Source organism: Chryseobacterium sp. KMC2 (genome assembly GCF_016756935.1).
Taxonomy (GTDB): domain Bacteria; phylum Bacteroidota; class Bacteroidia; order Flavobacteriales; family Weeksellaceae; genus Chryseobacterium; species Chryseobacterium rhizosphaerae.
This window is the reverse complement of sequence record NZ_JAESIT010000022.1, coordinates 1-20,026: the sequence shown is the minus strand read 5'-3', so window position 1 is coordinate 20,026 and position 20,026 is coordinate 1. Positions and strand designations below refer to the sequence as shown.

Sequence of the window (20,026 nt, the reverse complement as noted above, 5' to 3'; positions counted from 1 at the left end):
TTTTTAATGTTGATTATTATCTATGATTTTAGATTGTGCTATTTGTTTATCCAGTTCACGTACCACGACTTTTGCCATTTTTTTAGAACTGAAAGGGTTCTGTCCAGTAATTAAATTTCCATCGACAACAACCTTTGAGGTCATCGGGATAAGTGCTTTTCTGTAATCCGAACCCTGGTTCTTCAAAGTCTCTTCAAGATTGAAAGGCACTTCTTTTTTTCGGCCGGCAAGACCTTCTTCAAACCAGTTATAACCAGTTAGTTTTTTATCTTTGATCAGATAATTTCCATTGGACAATTTTACGTTAAGCAAACCACCGACTCCATGACAAATGGCGGCCACCATTTTTCCACTTTCATATTGATCACCAATAATTTTTTGGAGCATTTTATCATCGGGGAAATCATACATTGTTCCATGTCCGCCTGCCAGATAAACCACATCAAAATTGTCATTTTCCACCTCCTTAAGGCTTCTGCTATTTTTCAACAATTCACGGAAGGAATTGTCATCCCAATATTTTTTAGATATCTTATCCAGGGTAAAAAATTTCAGGCTCTCTGGATCTACAGGAACATCACCACCATTGGGACTTGCAATGGTAACATCATAGCCTTTTTCTTTTGCTGCCTGATAGATATGGGTCACTTCACTTAACCATAGGCCAGTAGGATAATTCCCACTTGCATACATATTGATATTGGTAACAATAATTAATATTTTAATAAGATTCATTGTATAAGTATTTTTATACAACAAAGGTCCAAAACATCCGATGAGTTATTGTAACCTAAATAAGGTAAGTTGTAACAGAATCTCTGTTTTATTGATTTATTTCAAACACCAAACCCAATAAAAAATAAAAAAAGATGGGTTGTAATAATTACCACCCATCTTTTCAATATTTATTAATATTAATGCATTCGTTAAATTAGAGTACTTTTTTCATTAATTAAATGAGGCTCTGAATTCCAGAGGTGAAAAAGTAGTACGGTTTTTAAACAGACGGTGAAATGATTGTGGATGCTCAAACCCTAAATGATAAGCGATTTCTGATACAGACAATTCCGTTGTTGACAATAATTCTTTGGCTTTCTCTATCAATCGGTTCTGAATATGCTGCTGGGTTGTCTTTCCTGTCTGAACTCTGAGCATATCGCTTAAATAGTTGGCACTTAGATTCAATTCACTTGCTATTAAGTGAACAGAAGGTATTCCATTGACTACTAAATTATCATTCTTGAAATAACCATCCAGTAAGTTTTCCAACTTTGTAAGTAAATCATTATTCGCCTTTTTTCTCGTTAAAAACTGACGGTTATAGAAACGGTCACAGTATTTAAGCAAAAGCTCAATATTGGAAACCAGCAGATCCTGTGTAAAATTATCCATATTGCCTTCAATTTCATTTCCAACGTTATGAATGATATCCATAACAGAGGTTTCTTCTTTTTCTGAAAGGTGCAACGCCTCATTGGTCGCATAGGAAAAATAACCATAATCTTTAACCTGCGATGCTAAAGGATATCCCTGAAAGAAATCAGGATGCACTACCAAAACAAAGCCCTTTACACCATTCAGAAGCACATCTTCAAATTGGAGTACCTGATGAGGGGCAATAAAATACATGATCCCTTCATCAAAGTCATAATACTGTTGTCCATATCTGCACTTACCTCCCGCACATTCCTTTTTCAATGCAATAACATAAAAATCTGTAGTAATTGCACTTAGAATCGTTTCCGGTTCCAGATTGACATCATCAAAATTGAACACACTAATCAGTGGATTCGACGGTTTTTTCAATCCTAGAAACTGATGCAGGGCATTAATTGACGAAACCTTTTCTGGAGTTTTCATATTTTGATTTTCTGATTTATACATAACTAATTTACTGCTTTTTTTTAATTGAAGTTTGTTCATTTCTGATTTGTTCAATCCCTTCTCTGTAACTTGTTGTGTGAAATTCCGAAAAACGACTTCTGAATTTGGCATCCTCAAACAGATTATCAAAAGCATACCTTGGTAGTAATTCCAATAATTCAGCAAATACTGTACTGGATTGTGCTCCCTTTTGGAATATATATTCCGGTACTATTGTAAACTCAAATTCCTTTCCATAAATTTCAGATACCAGACTGATAAACTCGGCATAAGTGGGGTGACTATTATCCACGGGTAAATGCCATGTCTGCCCATATGCATCAGACGTATTTCCGATCAATGCCGTGGCACGGCTTGCATCCGGTGTCCAGATCAGACTCCTTCTCTTATCTGTACTCAGTGGAATTTCAATGGTCTGCCCTTCTTTGACTTTATTAAAGATCATTGTATTGGTAATACTCTGTGTCTTACCCGGACCATAAAACTCAGGAGCACGGCAAATTACCGCATCTATCTGTCCTGAGTTCATTTCCTCCAACAACATTGCTGTCATTTCTTCTCTTACCTTTCCCTTTCTGCCCACAGGGGCAAATTCAGTATCCTCGGTAAGAACTCTGCCATCCTGTGGATACATATACGTGTTATCAAAGAACACGAGCTTAGTTCCATTAATCTTGCATGCATCTATTACATTTCTGGTAATGAGAGAGAACTGCTCCTCCCAAAGAGATGTACTAATAGGCAATCCTAATGTGAAATAAGCAATTTCACTGTCTTTTACAGCTTCAACCGCATTTTCTCTAATAGATAAGTCTGCAAGAAAAACCTCATCGGTATCATTTACTTTTTGTGCATTTCTACCAACAATCCGGATATCTGAGGTAAAGTTTCTCTTCAACTCTCTTGCCAGTTCTTCGCCTATTTGACCGTTAGCTCCCAATATTGTTTGCATATTACTTTACGTTTAATTCTTTACTATCTTTATTTAGATCTTTCTGTTAATTCAGGAGTATACAGTGCCGCCTGGAATTCCGGCTGATAATCATAACGCATTAGTTTACCAAGATCCAATGATTTGATAAACATGGATAAAGGCCCATTGGTAAGATTGAGCTGTACGTCTTCCTTCTTTTTGCTGCTTGCTTTCTTAATCGCTCTGACATCAGTATAACCGTGAGTCAGTTGGCCATTTCTATCCTTGTTAATAAAGTTTGAACGGACAATATCCGGCTGAACATCTCCAATAGCCAGTTTTTTTCCTCCCATCGAAAAATCCATTTTCCCGGACTCATCATAAAAGTCGAACTTCATCATCTCTCCTTGATCACTATATTTCATTGGAATCAACCATTTCGGCAGATTATATCCCACTACCCCACGAACTCTCGCCAGTTCTGTGTCTACAGGAAGCTTCAGAATGTACCCCCAAAGATTTTTATTCTTAAGCTCCTTCATAAGGGAAAATACGCCCCAATTGGTGGAGTTTGGCTTCGTAGTTACAATAGAGATAGATAACTCATTATAGGAATCATTATCACAATAATGGTAAGCATATGCTGTGATTGCAACCAGACCACGTCCAGGTGTAATTGAAATAGGTTTCACAATATCACGAACTTCTGCTGGGATTAGCTTTTTTAGCATTGTCATATCAGCAGTATATATTGCCGTTATACTACTGTTACTATAATAGAAATTAGGAGAGTATGTTGTAAACCCGACCTCTTTTTTCTGTTTTTGAATAGTTTTAAACCAGCTCAGATCAATTTCAGGCGCTTCTTTTTCAACTACTGACAAAGGTGGGTTTGAACGGAATCTGTCATAAAGTCCTCCCTTTAAAACAGGAACTTGGTGCCCCCCTAAATTGATGATTGTCTGGTTGGATTTGAGCGTGTCCATTTTACTATAATTTTTATTCCGTTCAGAAATTGAAACATTTTTGTCCGCAATCTGCGAGTTAAAAGAAATTGTGCCTTTTACATCGATAGCTGCCATACCATTGGAATACATACCCATACTGGCAGTTATAACTAACATTTTAAATGTGTTCATACTATATTGTTTTAAGTATGACAAAGTTCTAAAGACTGGAAACAAACAGTGTATCCGAATTAAGATAAGTTGTAACAGAATCTCCGATAAATAAAAATGGGTAAGCTCTAAAAAATTCAATACAAAATATTAAAAATTGTCAACAGGATTCAAATCAAAATAAAATAAACATAAACAATTAAATATCAATCACATAAACACGAAAAACATTCAATATCTTTTAAAAATTGGTTCGATGTTCCAACCAGCAAGTTCACCATCAGCCAAAAGGCGCCAACTGAAAACAGTTGGCGCCTTTTATTTTACTTACTATAAGTATTTCCTATATTACGAATTTCAATAAGCCCAACATACAAAGAAGCTATTACTATCGAAAGTAAATTCTTAAGCAAGTAGAAACGCAGTCTTTGACTCTGGGTTGTTGTAAAATGGGAAATTTTTTTTCAATGGTTGTGTATTATTATATCTTTACCAAATCTTGCATTTCGTAATAATTGATTGCTTTTTCTTTAAGTGGATTGGTACTCCATTCTTCCCATTCACCTGTGTATGGATTATATCCACATTTTAAAGGTTTTGAAGTATCTAAACCTTCAGAATGAGTATGAGTTCTTTCTGTATAAGCTCTACAGTCTGTACAGATATACCGAAATTCACAATCTTTGCAAACTTCGATGCTGTCTTTAGTTAGGTTCCAGTATTTTTTGAAATCAGGATGGGATAATGCTTCTTCTAAGGTAATATCTTTAATATTCCCGAAACTTTGAGGCATGGAAGGGCAGTTTCTAATGTTACCTTCAGAATCTATGGAAATTTTTTTGTAGAGACAGGAGTTGTGGCTGTTGGATAAAGTATATGTTTCGAGATTAGAATTAAAATATTTTGAAGAAATCAATCCGCAACTTTTTTGATTTATAATTTTATCTTCAACATAAATTATAATTCTATTCAAATACTTTTCTTGTTTATATTTATCACATCCAAAATAAATCAATCTATTAATTTTATCATTTGACTTAATAATGTTTTTATTTAGCAATCTATTTTCTAATTTCATTTTATAAGGTAAGATGATTTCAATACCTTTTAGAGTTGTTCTGGATAGATTATTCAAAAATTTAAAAAACATATTTACATCAATTACATCATAACATCTGATTTGTAAATGTTTTATTCTCTTGGTATCAATAAATTGTGCAATGTGAACTGAATCTTCAAGAAAAAAAGATTCTTTACTTAAATCAATTATTATACTAGAAATTGGTTCAGCAACCTTATAATTTAAATTTAAAGGAATGAGTTCTTTTATGATTTGGGTATCTATGAACCCTATTTCATTGACTAATAAAAAATTTAAATAATCTTTTAAGTATTTTTCATTTTCTTTTCCATAGCTGTCATAAATTTCTTCAATGGAAAAATTTGGAAATTCTTCAGTGAGTAAAGTATAGAGAGAATTTGGAATCAGGTAATAATTATTTCTTTGTACATCGCAAATTATACTTCTTGTATGCCCATAAGTTACCAGGCAACAAGCAAATCTATTAAAATAAGTCATCTTAGTATTATCATCTAAAGGATAGGAGTCTGGTTTTGAAACATATTCCAATATTTCTTTTCTAAAATTAATTTCTATACAAGAGGTTAGAAATAAAACAAATCATATTATCTTTCACAATTAGCTGATAATTTTAGATATAACTATTCTAGAACCTTCAACAATATACCCTCTCGTTTGATACAAATCTGAATTAGAATACATCATTGCCGGAATATCACCCAATTTTTTATCTGATAATTCCTTTTGTATATTCCAATAAGGAAGAGGAAGTTTTTTATTTTTTAATTTTGTTGTTATTTTCTTCATAATTTTTCAATATATATAATGCCATTTGTTCTTCTAAATGATAATTACATGGTTTGGAAACCATTCCAAACTGCCCTACAGGATTTATTTCAAGAAAATAGTACTCATCATCTTTTGAGACTATCATGTCTATCGAGCAAGTTTTCAGATTTAATTCTTTAACTAATTCTTTTAACCTTGATTCTATCTTTACCGGTAGTTTATAGGGTACATTTCTGTTGCTTTTCTTATAATTATAATTTCTAAAATCCACCTTGGTTTTATTATCATTTTGAGAAAATATAGCCATAGAATAAAAAACATCGTCTATATAGAATATCCTAAGTTCAAATTTTTTATCTATTTTACTTTGAAGTTTGGTAGGAAAAATATGGCCTTCATTTTTAATTTCACTTACTTCACTTGTATACATCATATAATGAGAATCATTATCAAAAAGGGTTACAGCATCGCTTATAGGCTTTGTAATCAGACTTTTATCTGCTGCTAATTTGTTAATAATTTCTATTTTGTTGGTTATATAGGTGTCTGGAATATTCAGACCATGTTTTTCAGCAAGTTTAAGAGTTTTCAGTTTATTTAAACTTTCACTGTATGTATTGATCCAGACTGAATTGTCTAAAAACGATTCTAAAAACCTGTATATTGTTCTTAATTCGGAGAATAAATGATTTTCCAGGGTTTTGTTATTATGAAATTCATTAAAAATTTTAGGCTCAATATTTAGAAAGTCTTCATCAAAAGTGCGTCTAAACCAAATAGTATTTACAATTTGATTATCTATTTTTTGATTATTAAAATTAAATTCGGAATTGGAAATATCAATATAAAAGTCTTTACTTAGTAAATCATCACCATTTATTCTAACTATTACCTCATCGTCTTTTTTATGATGATACAACCAGTTTAAAACATTATCTGTTGTATTCTCACCGTAATTTTTACTAAAAATAATTATCATAATGTCAATCTTAAAATTAGGCTATTCGTAATAAATACAAATAGCCTATTTTAGTTTTTACCTTAGATACTAATCATATTTAACGGTGTCATTAACATAATAGGTTCCGTTATAGGTATGGTCAGCTTTATAACTATCTTCTCCAATACCTGTTTCTGGGTCTAATGCCTTTCCTCCTTTTACTGTTTGCATTTTAAATTTTTTCAGCTTTAAGCTTTCTAACTTCTTTTTCATAAAATAATTTTAAAAATTTAATAATAATTTTTGCCATACAAACCCTGACATGGGTTGATGCTGATCAGCGTTTTATATTTCTGTACTGTACACATACAAAAAGACACTTTCTGGTGTCATATTTTTCAAATGTATCAAACATAATTCACACAAAAAAGTAAAAATTATAGCTTTTTATAGCCTTTAATTTTGTGTTAAAAAAAATATTCTATACTTTCGTTTCACTAATTTTTTTTCACAAAACCATGAACAACAAGTTAATTGCTGCACGAAAAGCAAGAAAAATTACGCAGGCAGATATTGCAACTTACCTTAAAATAAGCCAGACCCAGTATCAAAAAAGAGAAACAGGAAAAATTAAAATTTCGGATCAGGAATGGAAAGATATTGCCAGGCTGCTGGATGTTTCTGTAGAAGAAATTTTTGAAGAATATACCAGTCAATATCTTGTATTACAAAAAAAAATAGAAATCCTAAAACTACAACTCAAAGCACTAAGTTTGGGGAAGAATATTTAGAATTTAATTGGGCTCAAATGAATCAAATCATCAATAAAAGTGTTTGAAGATAGGCTCGTCTTGATCACAAAAAGCCAGAAGGAACCAAGTAAAGACAGTTGGCAATTTTTTTATTACTTATTACAAGTTTGAGATCCTGAATCAAACACAAAATTTGAGAAGATTTTTTAGTATTTCTTTTTGTATATCCTGTCTCTCTTGTCTACTTTACTCATTCAATAATCGCTTTAACTATTTCAAAATAAGCCGAAAGTATGGCTGTATTGGTAGGTACAACAATACAACTTTTAGCATTTGGTACGAATATTTTTAGGATAAAATCATCGATACTTTTTTAAGCTTTCCTATTTAAATATTAAATTGCACCTACGTTAAAAAACCATGGACAAATACAGCTTTTTGGAAATAGCAGCATTTATAGGAATATTTTTGGTGCTGTTTCTCGCCTTATTTTTATTGACTGTAAAAACTAAGCACAAACTTGCAAATTGGCTTCTTGCTTTTTTTCTTTTTACAAATGCCATAGATGCTTGTAAATTTTTGATGCGTGATTTTCCTGTTAATTTCATCAACCTCGAGGCTTTTCGCTGGAGCATTAACTATTTGGTTCCGGCATCATTCTACCTTTATGTATTGTCCGTTTGCTTTTCCAACTTTCGATTAAAACCGAAACATTTATGGCACACCATTCCGTTTATTGCGTTCAATTTGTATATGGCGTATGGGATTTATTTTGAAGATAGAGCTTCGAAAATAAGCTTCATAAATACAATGAATCAAACGCCTATCATGCAATTTTTCTATTTTCTTTTTGAATTTCTATTTCAGGTTTATTTTATTGCTTCATTGCTGGTTATCAGAAAGTCTAAAACCGTCTATCTCGAGAATTATACGAATCCAAATATTTCTATCCTAAATGCACTTTACAAAATAACAATTCTCTATTATGTCTTACATTTCTTAGTACTTATCAGATGGTTGGTTACTTTTATCTTTGGTTTGGGAGAAATCAGACAATGGATCGTAACCCTTGATGGATTTGCATTTTTGTTTTGTACTTGTTGGTATCTATTTGTTGCGTTAGACAAACCTGAATTTTTCAGAGGTGTTAATTCTCTATTAAAGCCGATCTCAGATGTTGCCCCGAAACAAAAATCATCTCCCATCATTGATGACGAAAAAAATAAGCAAATCGAATTCTTAAAAGATTTTATGGTGGAAAAAGAGCCCTACCTGGATTCTTCGTTAACGATTCAGGATTTAGCAGAACAATTAAAAATACCCGTAAAAGACTTATCGACTTTGATTAACCTGTATATGGACAAACACTTTTTTGATTTTGTAAATGAATATCGAATTGAAAAAGCCAAAGAAATACTAAAAGATCCTTTGCAAAAAGAACTCACAATTCTGGAAATTTTATATCAAGTTGGGTTCAATTCCAAATCGTCGTTCAGTACTTCTTTTAAAAAATATACAGGAACAACACCAACAGATTTTAGAAAAAATCCAAATTAATCCATTTTTTTCTAAGAAATGGGTTCGACTTTTTTTAATCGGTCGCGTACTGAGGCCTTTTAAAGCATCTTTGCAGCAAATTATAAAATCAGAATCGATTATGAAAAATTTCCTGCTTGCATTTCTCGTGCTTTTATCTTCAAATACTTTTGCACAAAAATTCACATCCAGCTCAAATAAAGAAAAAGCAAAAAAAATCGATTTGATTATTGGTAAATATCACGACTACAATCTTTTTAACGGAAGTGCTTTGGTTGTTCAAAACGGCGAAATTATCTTGCAAAAAAATTATGGAAAAGCCGATATGAACTGGAGTATCGAGGCAACTTCTGACACCAAATTCAGAATTGGTTCCGTAACAAAACAATTTACTGCAATGCTGATTATGCAATTAAAACAAGAAGGAAAAATCAAGCTGGATGACAGAATAAGTGATTATCTTCCTTGGTTTAACAAAACGGCAGGAAGCAAAATTACCATTCATCAATTGTTAACACATACTTCTGGCTTGCCAAATTACACGGATTTCCCTGATTTTAAAACTAAAATGGTTTTCGAAAATTTGTCTGGGAAAGATTTTGCCATCAAATATTTCAAAGATAATTTAGGATTTGAACCAGGAACAAAGCATAATTACTGCAATACGGGCTATTATCTATTAGGATTAATTATTGAGGAAATTACCAAGAAACCTTATGAGAAAGTTCTTCAGGAAAAGATATTTGATGTCATTGGAATGAAAAATACAGGAATTGAAGATCCAAAAGAAATCATTTCAAAGTATGCTCAAGGCTATGATTTTGATTACGATGGTTATCAAAAAACAGATTACATTAATATCAAAACTGCGGTGTTTTCTGCTGGCGGAATGTACAGCACAGCAAATGATATGCGAAAATGGGATGATGCTTTATACACGAATACTTTGCTGAATGACGAGAACAAAAAAATATATTTCACGCCAAATTTAAGTGATTACGCTTACGGTTTGGTTGTTCAGAAACATCAGAATTTTTAGGTTCTGGAAAAGACATTACAACAATGGCACATAGCGGCGGGATCAATGGTTTTTCCTGCAATATTGCCAGAATTCCAGAGGAAAAAATATACGTAATCTTGCTTGATAACACTAGAGCAGGTAAAAGAGGCGGACAATTGGAAGCTGTTATCGATGATGTCTTCGGAGTTCTATACAATACCAAAGTTAATTTGCCTAAACCATTAATTATCTTCGAAGTTTATAAAAAAATGAAAGCAGAATCAGTAGAAAAAGGAATTGTTTATTTGAAAGAACTGAAGAAAAACAAATTCGATTCTTATAATTTTAATGGTTTTGAAAATGAATTGAATAGATTAACATACAAGTTTTTGGGTGAAGGAAAACCTGATGATGCATTAAAAATTATTGATTATGCCGTTTCAGAATTTCCAAACTCGTCCAATATTTATGATACACGTGGCGAGATTTATTTTAATAAAAAAGATTATAACGCTTCGAAAAAGGATTATTTGAAAACATTGGAACTGAACCCTAATAACGATAATGCCAAAGAAATGCTTTCAAAAATCAATCAAATTCTATCTCCAAAAAACTAATTAAAATGAAGAACCGATTTTTCTTATTATTAGCAGCTGTTTTATTTACAAATAATCTTTCTGCCCAGACGTTAAATCATTCCAAAGAAACAAAGAAGACATCTCAAAATTCGACTGAACAAAAATCAGAAATCAATCAAATTGATTCCTTGATGACAACATCCTATGAAAGGGGTTTATTCAATGGAAACGTCCTTGTCGTTAAAAACAATACGATTGTGTATCAGAAATCATTTGGATTTACCGATGAAACGAGGCAAGCTCCTTTAAACAATAAGTCAATATTCAATATTGGCTCTATTGCCAAGGAATTTAATGCTGTTGCCATCATGATTTTAGTTGAACGTGGTCTTCTTAATCTTGATGACAAGGTATCCAAATTTAATTTAGGATTACCAAAATGGGCAGAGATAGTTTCTATACGCCATCTGATTAATTATGCCAGTGGTATTCCCCCAATTGAACAATTAAAACCCGAAAATGATGCGGAGGCGTGGAATATTTTGAGAAGTAATGATAGTCTCCTCTTTGAACCTGGCACTAGCTACAGATATGATAATGGCAATGTATTTTTGCAAAGAAGAATAATTGAAAAGGTAAGCGGAATGTCCTTCCAGCAATTTGTCATTAAAAATATAGTTAAACCATTGAAAATGACCAATTCAGTATTTGAACCAACATTTGGTTATAAAAACAGAACCTCTTGTTATGATATGGACCATGTAAAATGCCCGGAATTGAAGTTTATTAGTGGCTGGCTCTGGGTAGACATCCATGATCTGTATAAATGGATTGAAGCGCTGAATTCTAATCGGTTAATATCCAAAGAATCCTATCATACTCTGTTGAATAATCCATATGCAAAAGATGAAGGTGGATCACTTGGCAGATACTTTGAAAAAGAAGACCTACAAAGACATAATGGGGTTTCTTATAAATTTGAATCCATCTTTTTAAACGATTTAAAAAATAATATAACGATAATTCTATTGTCCAATAATCTCAATAAAGTTTGGGATTTAGGGCATATTATTCACAATGTGATGCTAGGAAAAGAATATGAAATTCCTAAAAAATCTGTTTATCAAGCGATAAGAAAGGAGTCTCTCGACAACGTAAATAAGGCGATAGAGACCTACTATTTACTCAAGAAAAATGCTAAAAATGAATATAGTTTTGAGAACCCGGGAGAACTTAATAAGTTAGGATATGAATTATTAAGACTCGGAAAAAACAGTGAATCCATAACAATATTTAAATTGGCTACCACTGAGTTTCCTAAAGATGCTAATCTTTTCGATAGTTTAGGAGAAGCTTATTTTACAGATAAGCAATACAACTTAGCATTAGAGAGTTATAAAAAAGCAATCAGTCTTGGTGGAACTAACGGTAATGCTGAAAAAATGATCGATAAAATCGAAAAAGAAATAGGAAAGTAAATTTTCAAATCAAATTTTAAACAAAAAAATCCCGTTAATACGGGATTTTAATTTCTGATATTTAAATTTATTTGATCTCTACAGGAACTGAGATTTTATCCCAATCCATTGTGAATCCATTATTGTTTATCTTATACACTAAAGCTTCCTGTGTTGCTGGTAAAGCTTTTGTTTTAACATCAACACGTAAAGCATCTTTAGATTCTTCGTATTTATAAGCGCCCCACTGTTTTGGTTCTTTGTTAAAAATCGCAGTCCAGGTTCCGCTTTCTTTAGGGATTAAGAAAAAGCTGTATTTACCTGCAGGCAGCGGTTTACCCTGAACGGTAATATTTTTATCCGTTTCGAAAGTAGTTGCTTCATTGGCACCCGCACGCCAAACTTTATTATAAGCTTCCAAACCACCCCAGATTGTACGTCCTTTTACAGAAGGACTGCTATAAGCAATGGTAATGTTTGCATCTTTAATTTTTCCCGTAGCAGTAGCCGGAGGGCTGGCCGGTTTTTTAGTGTCCTGTGCAAATGCATTCATGGAGATTGTCATTGTCGCAACAAGGACCGCAGCAGATTTAATGATGGTTTTCATAATATTTTTGTTTATTTGTATGTTTACTCTATTTTGTTTACGAATTTACTGCTTTCGGCTTATAAAACAATAAACCAATTGCCGAAAATATAATTACCGCCGCAGCACCGATTACATTAAGCCAAAGGAAAGAAACTATATCGAATTTATAAACGGCAATAACCGCAATTTCTGATAATATTGCAGCAATAAATACATTGGAACCGCCGATTTTTTTATAGTAAAAGGCGACCAGAAAAATCCCCAATATCGGACCGTAGAAAAGAGAACCCAATACATTAACCGCTTCAATAAGAGACCCCATTTGAGTGGCAAACATGGCAACGCCGATTGAGAAGATCCCCCAGGCTAAAGTATGCAGGCGACTGTACTTTAATTCGGTGGCATCATCAGGAATTTCTTTTTTAAATATCAAATGAACATCTTTTAATGAGCAGGCGGCAAGGGAATTCAGCGCTGCAGAAATTGAACCCCAGCTGGCCAGAAAAATGACTGCAAACAGTAAACCGATCATTCCTACAGGCAAAGTGTTTTTTACGAAATACAGGAAAATATAATTGGTATCCGTTTTCTCGGCATTATAGTTTGAATGATTGATAGCTTCCTCTACCCTGCCGTGAAGGGCTTTTACCTGGGTTTGTGTGTTTTTAAAATCCTGAATTGTTTTTTTGAGTTCGGGAGAATGAGTTTCTTTCAGTTTTAAAATCTCTTTCGATTCTGCATTAAATTTTAACTGTAGATCCTGATGTTCTTTTTCAAAAACCGCGGCCTGTTCAGGTTGTGTTTCCTTTAAATGTTGATAAGAGCGTTCGTTAAAATAAATAGGAGCCGGTTTTAGAGAAAAGAAAGCAAAAAGTAAGGCACCGATCAGGAGAATCGCAAATTGCATCGGAATTTTCACCAATCCGTTCAACAGCAAGCCCATTTTTGCATTGGTATTGTCTTTCGCAGTAATATACCTCCCGACCTGACTCTGATCCGTACCGAAATAAGAAAGTGCCAGAAAAAAACCACCAATTAAGCCGCTCCAAATATTGTATTTATCTTTCCAATCGAATTCTGTGGTGATTACATTGAACTTTCCGGATTTTCCCGCCAGATACAGCGCATCGTTAAAACCAATTCCATTCGGCATATTCTGAATAAGCAGGTAACCTGCAAAAGCCATGGTTCCCAGAATAATGAGAAACTGTAGTTTTTGGGTATGAGCGATCGCTTTTGCACCGCCAACATAGGTATAAATCAACAGAATACCCCCTGTTAAAACATTCGTTAAGTAAATATTCCAGTTTAAAACGCTTGATAAGATGATACTCGGAGCGTAAATGCTGATTCCTGTTGATAAACCTCTGGAAAAAAGAAAAAGCAGTGAAGTGAGCACCCTTGTTTTTTTATCAAAACGGTTTTCCAAATATTCATAGGCCGTATAAACATTTAAACGCTGAAAAATCGGAATGAAAGTGATACAGATCACAATCATCGCCAAAGGCAAACCAAAATAATACTGCACGAAACGCATGCCGTCTGTATAAGCTTGTCCCGGTGCCGACAAAAATGTAATGGCACTTGCCTGTGTAGCCATAATCCCTATCAGCACAATGTACCAAGGCATTTTATTATCTGCTTTCAGGTATGATTCGTTGCTTTTTTGGCCACGGCCGATGAATACGCCGTAGACCACCACTGCAACAAGTGTAAAAATGAGAACTGTCCAATCTATATTACTCATGCCCAGGATTTAGTAAACCAATAATAAAATGCGATCTGCAATACTAATGCAACAGCTAATAGTATATACCAGATATTCCAATTTTTAAGTTGCTTGTTCATCAGTTTTTCTGTGCAGATAAAAAGTTAAAAAATAAACGTGTCGCTCCCACATTTCCTGCAGGCAGCTGTCTGAAAAATGCCAGCGGTGTATAAATAAAATTACCCTTCCCGTATTGGGCATATAAAGTTGATCCCTGCTGTGGCTCTTCATCCGTATCGTGCATTTCAAAAAGCGGTTCATACGCGGCATCCCATTGGGTAGGGAAATAGGCGCCACGTTCCTGTACCCAGCCTTTAAAATCATCAGCCGTAATTTTGTTCGGAAAGCTCAGTAATTTATGTGTTGGATTTAAAAACCTAACCGCAGCATTTTCTTCGGTAACCCGTTTATTGGCAATACTGAATTTGTACATTCCCAATTGGTCAACGGTGGTATCCTGGTTCGTGTTATACTGCATCACCAAATTACCTCCGGATTTTACATAAGACCATAAAAAAGGCATCCAGCGGCCCAGTTTCTTCTCTGTATTATTGGCACGAACACCCAATACGATAGCATCGTATTGTGACAGCTTGTTTTGACTAGCATTTCCAGCAGTTTCATCTAATTTGCCATAAAAATCTTCGTCTTTCAAAACATCTACCTGAATCCCTGCAATGCGCAGAAACTCAGGAATAAAATCGCCCGCACCTTCTATATACCCCACTTTTTTAACCTTCGCCTGAATATCACCTTTCATTACAGCTGCCGTTGCAGGCGAAAAATATTGTAAGGAGGGTAAATGCGGGTATTGAATTAATACTTGTTTTTTATTATAAGTGACTCCATCTGCCACAAAATTGGCATCCAATTGCAAGCGGGATGAATGTATTGCGGCAAGCTTAGTTTTTGGAATAACGTAATCGATGGTCGTATCTTTTCCATTGAGCGAACTTACATCAGCGCCGCCTAATCGCTCTCCGTTATACATCAGGTTGAGAATACCTTTAGTATACGGTCTGTTAGAATTGACCTTAACATTTACACTCAAATGTACATCTTCATTTTCTTTGACCCAATACAATGGTTGTGTAAATTTCAGTTCCAATGCAGGAACAATGCGCAAGGCTTCTACCACATCACCACGCACAGGATCTAATTTCTTGAAAGATAAAGGAAGTTTAACCTGAAAATTTTCCGAACCTATTTTTAAACCAAGCAACACATTCAGTGGGGATTCTGCCTCAGGCAAACCGATTAAAGTATTATTCGGAACAGAGAAAGTTGCGGCATTCGTGGGAGGTTTTGCCAACCAGTAAGGTTCTGTGAGTGCGGCATCTGCAGGAATCTGAATATCATGCTGAATGGTAATTAAAGAATCTTTTGATAGTTTTCTATTGAAGCTTTCTGATTGACTTAGCCATTGTACATTTTCTAAAACCACAGGATTTGCAGCTCTTGAAATCAGATTTAACCTGAAATTGTAATGATCCCCGGCAACAGCTTCAGCCTGATTGGTTACCACCTCACCCATAAACCCGGCACAGCTTAAAATAATATTGTCAAGAGATTTAATTTTATCCTTTTTCAGGTCTGCATCTTTTAGCGCCATGACCTTTTTTCGCAAAGCAAGCAAAGCAGGCAAGCTGCGGTCTGGATTATTGAAATTGAAAGCGGAAATAATTTCATCTAACGATTGGTCAATATCAGCGTTTCCTTTTGAAGTCCAGGTTTTAACTACTCCGTCAAAAAGTGTTGCTTTTGCAGGTTCGCCAACAACATGGGCAAAATATTCAGTTCTGATACCGGCTACAGACTGTGTTCCTGCACCCTGGCTTTTATGTAAACTTCTGCTTAATCCTGCCAATTCACCATAGCCCATTCCCAATTGCGCATCATATTGTCCAACGGTAACTTTCAGTTGATTTTCAGCGGTCGTATTCACTCCACCAAAGCGGAAAGTATTCCACAGTACACGTTTTGGCTGCCATGTATTAACATATTTTAGTTGATCTGGGAAAGCCGTTTTATCGCCTGCCAGCTTAAAAGCTTTTTCCGCCACCACAGCCGAAGCCGCATGCTGTCCATGACCTGCCGCAGCAGTAGGAGGAAAACGACAAATGATAACATCCGGACGGAATTGACGGATGACCCAAACTACATCCGCTATAATACTCTTTTCATCCCATTGTTTAAAGGTATCGGTCGTATTTTTAGAGAACCCGAAATCAATCGCCCTGGTAAAAAACTGTTGGGCACCGTCTAACTTTCTTGCCTCTAAAAGCTCATGGGTTCTGATTAAACCCAATGCAGCACCCTGCTCTGTACCTAATAAATTCTGCCCACCATCACCTCTGGTTAAAGACAGATAGCCTGTTTCTACATTTTGATCGTTGATTAACCAGGAGAGTAATCCTGTATTTTCATCATCGGGATGAGCCGCAAGGTATAAAACTTTAGGCAGCTGTTTAAGTGTTTTGAGTTCACGGTAAATTTCAGATGATTTTGAAGGTCGAACCTGTTGGGCCGAACAAAAAACCGTATAAAATCCTAGGATAAATACAGTGCTTACTTTTTTGAACATTTAATTTTACTTTGCAGAGCAAATATAAGTAAATCATCTTTCTTTCAACCTTAAAAGAATTAAACCGTGAATTTCACAAAAAAAGCTGTTTATTTTTTTTCATTAAACCACAAAAGGCACAAAAGTTCTTATTTTTTAGACACTTTAGTACACTTTAGAAAGTTTAAAAAAATACCGCATAACTAAGTTCACATAAGATGAAAATCTTTGATTTTCAAAAAAACTTTAGTGTACTTCTTACACACAAAGTATATAACTTAAAATAGCTTAAGTGTTTAAAAAAATTTTGTGACTTTTGTGGTTATGCTTATTTACCCGTAAGAATTCTGAGATCTTTTGGAATTATCGGATCAAACCTTATAGGTTTAGTCCATAAACTTTTTTATTAAACCACAAAAGACACAAAAGTTCTTATTTTTTTAGACACTTTAGTACACTTTAGAAAGTTTAAAGGAATACCGCATAATTAAGTTCACATAAGATGAAAATCTTTGATTTTCAAAAAAACTTAAGTGTACTTCTTACACACAAAGTATATAACTTAAAATAGCTTAAGTGTTTAAAAATCTTTTGTGACTTTTGTAGTTCAGTTTATTTACCCATAAAAATTCTGAGATATTTTGGAATTATCGGATCAAACCTTATAGGTTTTTAATATGCGTGAGCTCTAAAACCTATAAGGTTTAGTCCATAAACTTTTTTATTAAACCACAAAAGTTCTTATTTTTTTAGACACTTTAGTACACTTTAGAAAGTTTAAAGGAATACTGCATAATTAAGTTCACATAAGATGAAAATCTTTGATTTTCAAAAAAACTTACGTGTACTTCTTATACACAAAGTATATAACTTAAAATGGCTTACGTGTTTAAAAATCTTTTGTGACTTTTGTAGTTCAGTTTATTTACCCATAAAAATTCTGAGATATTTTGGAATTATCGGATCAAACCTTATAGGTTTTTAATATGCATGAGCTCTAAAACCTATAAGGTTTAGTCCATAAACTTTTTTATTAAACCACAAAAGACACAAAAGTTCTTATTTTTTTAGACACTTTAGTACACTTTAGAAAGTTTAAAGGAATACCGCATAATTAAGTTCACATAAGATGAAAATCTTTGATTTTCAAAAAAACTTAAGTGTACTTCTTACACACAAAGTATATAACTTAAAATAGCTTAAGTGTTTAAAAATATTTTGTGACTTTTGTGGTTACGTTTAAACAGATTTTACGTATGAATCAGAGTTTCAGGGAAAATAAAAACTCCTTATGTTTTTCTAATTGTATTCCGCGTAAGATAGATATAATTAAACATACAAAATGTTGCTATCGCCCCGAAAGTATGCCATAAAAAGTGGGTTCCGAAACTCAACCATTCCCATTTATCAACGATACGGAAAGTGAGTGCGAGAGCAAATGATAATAAAGCAAAACCTACCCATTTGCCAGCTTTCCATTGGGTATAAATCAAATAACTTAGTACTGAAAAAAGGACAAATGAAGCCATGATTGCATAATTTACGTTGATAAAAAGAGAAGTCTTATCTACCAAAATCCAATTTCTCAAGGCAAACATGAGTATTATATATACGAGAACCATTACCACAGCATAGTACCATCTGATGCTCTGCGCTAAAAAATAAAATCCGGCAGACAAACAGAGCAACATAATGGGCATCCAATCCATCATGATAAATACCGGCCATTGTCTGAATGAATGATAAACAGTTCCCCCTATGGCACCAATATATAATAACACCAGGCAGTAGGTTAAAAAAGGATATTCCTTAAAATTACCCTTTATTTTAAGGGTCCAAAAAATGGCTATGGCTAAAAATAATATAGCAGTTACTGCATTTAATGGCTCAGGGAAAAACTGGGCCATATCTGTTTCTTTATATAACATGCCTCCGTCCGGAGGTAGTGGATTTATTGGCATTGTCTTTTTTTATATTATATTTATATACTTGTTCTAAATATAGAAAAATTATGTGTTAAATAGATTGACAAAACGTTATATAATGGACGCTCAAAAAACAGGCACGAAAATTTCGTATTAGACTTTTGGATTACAATATAAACTGAAATATGAGAATTGCAATAATCGGTGCTCACAAAGTCGGTAAAACCACATTGGCAGAAGAACTTCTGGAGAACCTTCCCGGGTACACACTTGAAATAGAACCCTACTACCAGATGGAGTCTTCAGGGTATGAATTTTCAGAAGAACCTCATCCTGACGATTTTCTTGAACAATTTAATTATGCAGCCCAACTGGTCTTCAAAAGCGGAGATGATGTCATATTTGATAGATGTGTCATTGATATCTTAGCTTATCTTCATGTTCTTGACTCTGGTCGAAATATCCAGTCTCTCTTTGAAAAAGTTCAAACCATCATCGATGAAATTGATGTTTTTGTTTTTGTCCCTATTGAAGAACCCGATCTGATATCCAACCATCAGATAGAGCTGCCAAAACTCAGGCATAAGGTTAATGAGTTACTTTATGACTGGATTGAGGATCTTGGAATAAAGGTCATTAAAGTAAGCGGAACTTTATCGAACCGAAAAGATCAGGTGCTGACCGGAATTTTATCCTAGGATCTAAGGTGAGTAACTTCTGTAAGGCTTAAAAAAGGTTACAGGTTTGAATCCTGTCGAGGTTAGTTTAAGAGACCATCATTGACAGCTGTTACCCCTTAAAAAAATCAGAGCAGAAATAATCTACTCTGATTGCTCTTTGAATAACAAGTATTGAATGCTCTTCATCGTCTCCGCTCTCCGAAATCTCCTGACTTTGGAGCAAGTGTAAAGGAAATAATCTTATTTACTAGCTCAAACTCGGGGGACCTTGCGCAACAGAGACAATAAAACACAATATTTGAAAAATGATTATTGACAATCATTTCTCGTTGATTCGTCGAAGCGCATGGAAAAGCATAATGCTTCATCAGCGACAAAGTCGCATCACTTTGCCCAACTTACAATAAAGCGGAATTATTCATCAACTTTGCGTTAATCTTTGTAATCAAAAAT

At 34.0% G+C, this 20,026-nt stretch carries 19 protein-coding genes; 6 read left to right on the top strand and 13 right to left on the bottom strand.

Annotated elements, in window-relative coordinates; translation table 11 throughout:
- Positions 1–3 precede the first annotated feature (3 nt).
- The 8 genes from JML65_RS20065 to JML65_RS20030 form a co-directional block, all read right to left on the bottom strand.
- On the bottom strand, positions 4–735 hold the full coding sequence (locus JML65_RS20065; protein WP_202271846.1) for a type 1 glutamine amidotransferase domain-containing protein: 732 nt from the start codon (positions 733–735) through the stop codon (positions 4–6).
- A 213-nt stretch (positions 736–948) separates the two neighbouring features.
- Positions 949–1,860 (bottom strand): helix-turn-helix domain-containing protein, encoded by a 912-nt coding sequence (locus JML65_RS20060; RefSeq protein WP_074231503.1) that lies wholly within the window; start codon positions 1,858–1,860, stop codon positions 949–951.
- 31 nt (positions 1,861–1,891) lie between these two features.
- Entirely contained in the window at positions 1,892–2,836 is a 945-nt protein-coding gene (locus JML65_RS20055; RefSeq protein ID WP_202271845.1) for an NAD-dependent epimerase/dehydratase family protein, read from the bottom strand.
- Positions 2,837–2,865: 29 nt separating this feature from the next.
- Entirely contained in the window at positions 2,866–3,936 is a 1,071-nt protein-coding gene (locus JML65_RS20050; protein ID WP_202271844.1) for an acetoacetate decarboxylase (ADC), read from the bottom strand.
- Between the two features lie 460 nt (positions 3,937–4,396).
- A complete protein-coding gene (gene gwsS, locus JML65_RS20045; protein ID WP_202271843.1) occupies positions 4,397–5,545 on the bottom strand; it encodes a grasp-with-spasm system SPASM domain peptide maturase in 1,149 nt (382 codons plus the stop codon).
- Positions 5,546–5,614: 69 nt separating this feature from the next.
- Positions 5,615–5,803 carry a hypothetical protein gene (locus JML65_RS20040; RefSeq protein ID WP_047486253.1) on the bottom strand — a complete coding sequence of 63 codons (189 nt, stop codon included), beginning with the start codon at positions 5,801–5,803 and terminating at the stop codon, positions 5,615–5,617.
- Positions 5,772–6,764, bottom strand: a complete 993-nt coding sequence (gwsG, locus tag JML65_RS20035; RefSeq protein ID WP_202271842.1) for a grasp-with-spasm system ATP-grasp peptide maturase — start codon at positions 6,762–6,764, stop codon at positions 5,772–5,774. Before gwsG ends, JML65_RS20040 begins: the two co-directional genes overlap by 32 nt.
- A gap of 69 nt (positions 6,765–6,833) precedes the next feature.
- Complete coding sequence (locus JML65_RS20030; RefSeq protein WP_156126017.1) at positions 6,834–6,998, bottom strand: hypothetical protein; 165 nt, start codon at positions 6,996–6,998, stop codon at positions 6,834–6,836.
- A 245-nt stretch (positions 6,999–7,243) separates the two neighbouring features.
- Between JML65_RS20030 and JML65_RS20025 the strand changes: the two genes are divergently transcribed.
- On the top strand, positions 7,244–7,516 hold the full coding sequence (locus tag JML65_RS20025; RefSeq protein WP_047486255.1) for a helix-turn-helix transcriptional regulator: 273 nt from the start codon (positions 7,244–7,246) through the stop codon (positions 7,514–7,516).
- A gap of 371 nt (positions 7,517–7,887) precedes the next feature.
- Here JML65_RS20025 and JML65_RS23930 read toward each other — a convergent pair whose 3' ends face one another.
- A complete protein-coding gene (locus JML65_RS23930; RefSeq protein ID WP_237390947.1) occupies positions 7,888–8,085 on the bottom strand; it encodes a hypothetical protein in 198 nt (65 codons plus the stop codon).
- Positions 8,086–8,305: 220 nt separating this feature from the next.
- Between JML65_RS23930 and JML65_RS23925 the strand changes: the two genes are divergently transcribed.
- The 4 genes from JML65_RS23925 to JML65_RS20010 are packed head-to-tail and all read left to right on the top strand — an operon-like array spanning position 8,306 to position 12,069.
- Positions 8,306–9,034: a helix-turn-helix domain-containing protein gene (locus tag JML65_RS23925; RefSeq protein ID WP_237390946.1), complete on the top strand. Its 729-nt coding sequence runs from the start codon at positions 8,306–8,308 to the stop codon at positions 9,032–9,034.
- The gene (locus tag JML65_RS23920; RefSeq protein ID WP_237390945.1) at positions 8,946–10,052 is read left to right on the top strand and encodes a serine hydrolase domain-containing protein; all 1,107 of its coding nucleotides are present in this window, start codon (positions 8,946–8,948) and stop codon (positions 10,050–10,052) included. The genes JML65_RS23925 and JML65_RS23920 overlap by 89 nt, the downstream gene beginning before the upstream one ends.
- A 23-nt stretch (positions 10,053–10,075) precedes the next feature.
- A complete protein-coding gene (locus JML65_RS23915; RefSeq protein WP_237390944.1) occupies positions 10,076–10,630 on the top strand; it encodes a tetratricopeptide repeat protein in 555 nt (184 codons plus the stop codon).
- Between the two features lie 5 nt (positions 10,631–10,635).
- The gene (locus JML65_RS20010) at positions 10,636–12,069 is read left to right on the top strand and encodes a serine hydrolase domain-containing protein (protein ID WP_202271840.1); all 1,434 of its coding nucleotides are present in this window, start codon (positions 10,636–10,638) and stop codon (positions 12,067–12,069) included.
- Positions 12,070–12,136: 67 nt separating this feature from the next.
- Here JML65_RS20010 and JML65_RS20005 read toward each other — a convergent pair whose 3' ends face one another.
- The 4 genes from JML65_RS20005 to JML65_RS19990 all read right to left on the bottom strand — a co-directional run bounded on the left by JML65_RS20005 (position 12,137) and on the right by JML65_RS19990 (position 18,929).
- Entirely contained in the window at positions 12,137–12,655 is a 519-nt protein-coding gene (locus JML65_RS20005; protein ID WP_202271839.1) for a DUF2911 domain-containing protein, read from the bottom strand.
- A gap of 37 nt (positions 12,656–12,692) precedes the next feature.
- Positions 12,693–14,384 carry a sodium:solute symporter gene (locus JML65_RS20000; protein ID WP_202271838.1) on the bottom strand — a complete coding sequence of 564 codons (1,692 nt, stop codon included), beginning with the start codon at positions 14,382–14,384 and terminating at the stop codon, positions 12,693–12,695.
- A 100-nt stretch (positions 14,385–14,484) separates the two neighbouring features.
- Positions 14,485–16,989 carry a PIG-L family deacetylase gene (locus tag JML65_RS19995; protein WP_202271837.1) on the bottom strand — a complete coding sequence of 835 codons (2,505 nt, stop codon included), beginning with the start codon at positions 16,987–16,989 and terminating at the stop codon, positions 14,485–14,487.
- A gap of 1,268 nt (positions 16,990–18,257) precedes the next feature.
- Positions 18,258–18,929 (bottom strand): hypothetical protein, encoded by a 672-nt coding sequence (locus JML65_RS19990; RefSeq protein ID WP_202271836.1) that lies wholly within the window; start codon positions 18,927–18,929, stop codon positions 18,258–18,260.
- Between the two features lie 149 nt (positions 18,930–19,078).
- Between JML65_RS19990 and JML65_RS19985 the strand changes: the two genes are divergently transcribed.
- Positions 19,079–19,591: an ATP-binding protein gene (locus tag JML65_RS19985; protein ID WP_202271835.1), complete on the top strand. Its 513-nt coding sequence runs from the start codon at positions 19,079–19,081 to the stop codon at positions 19,589–19,591.
- The last annotated feature ends 435 nt before the right edge of the window (positions 19,592–20,026 follow it).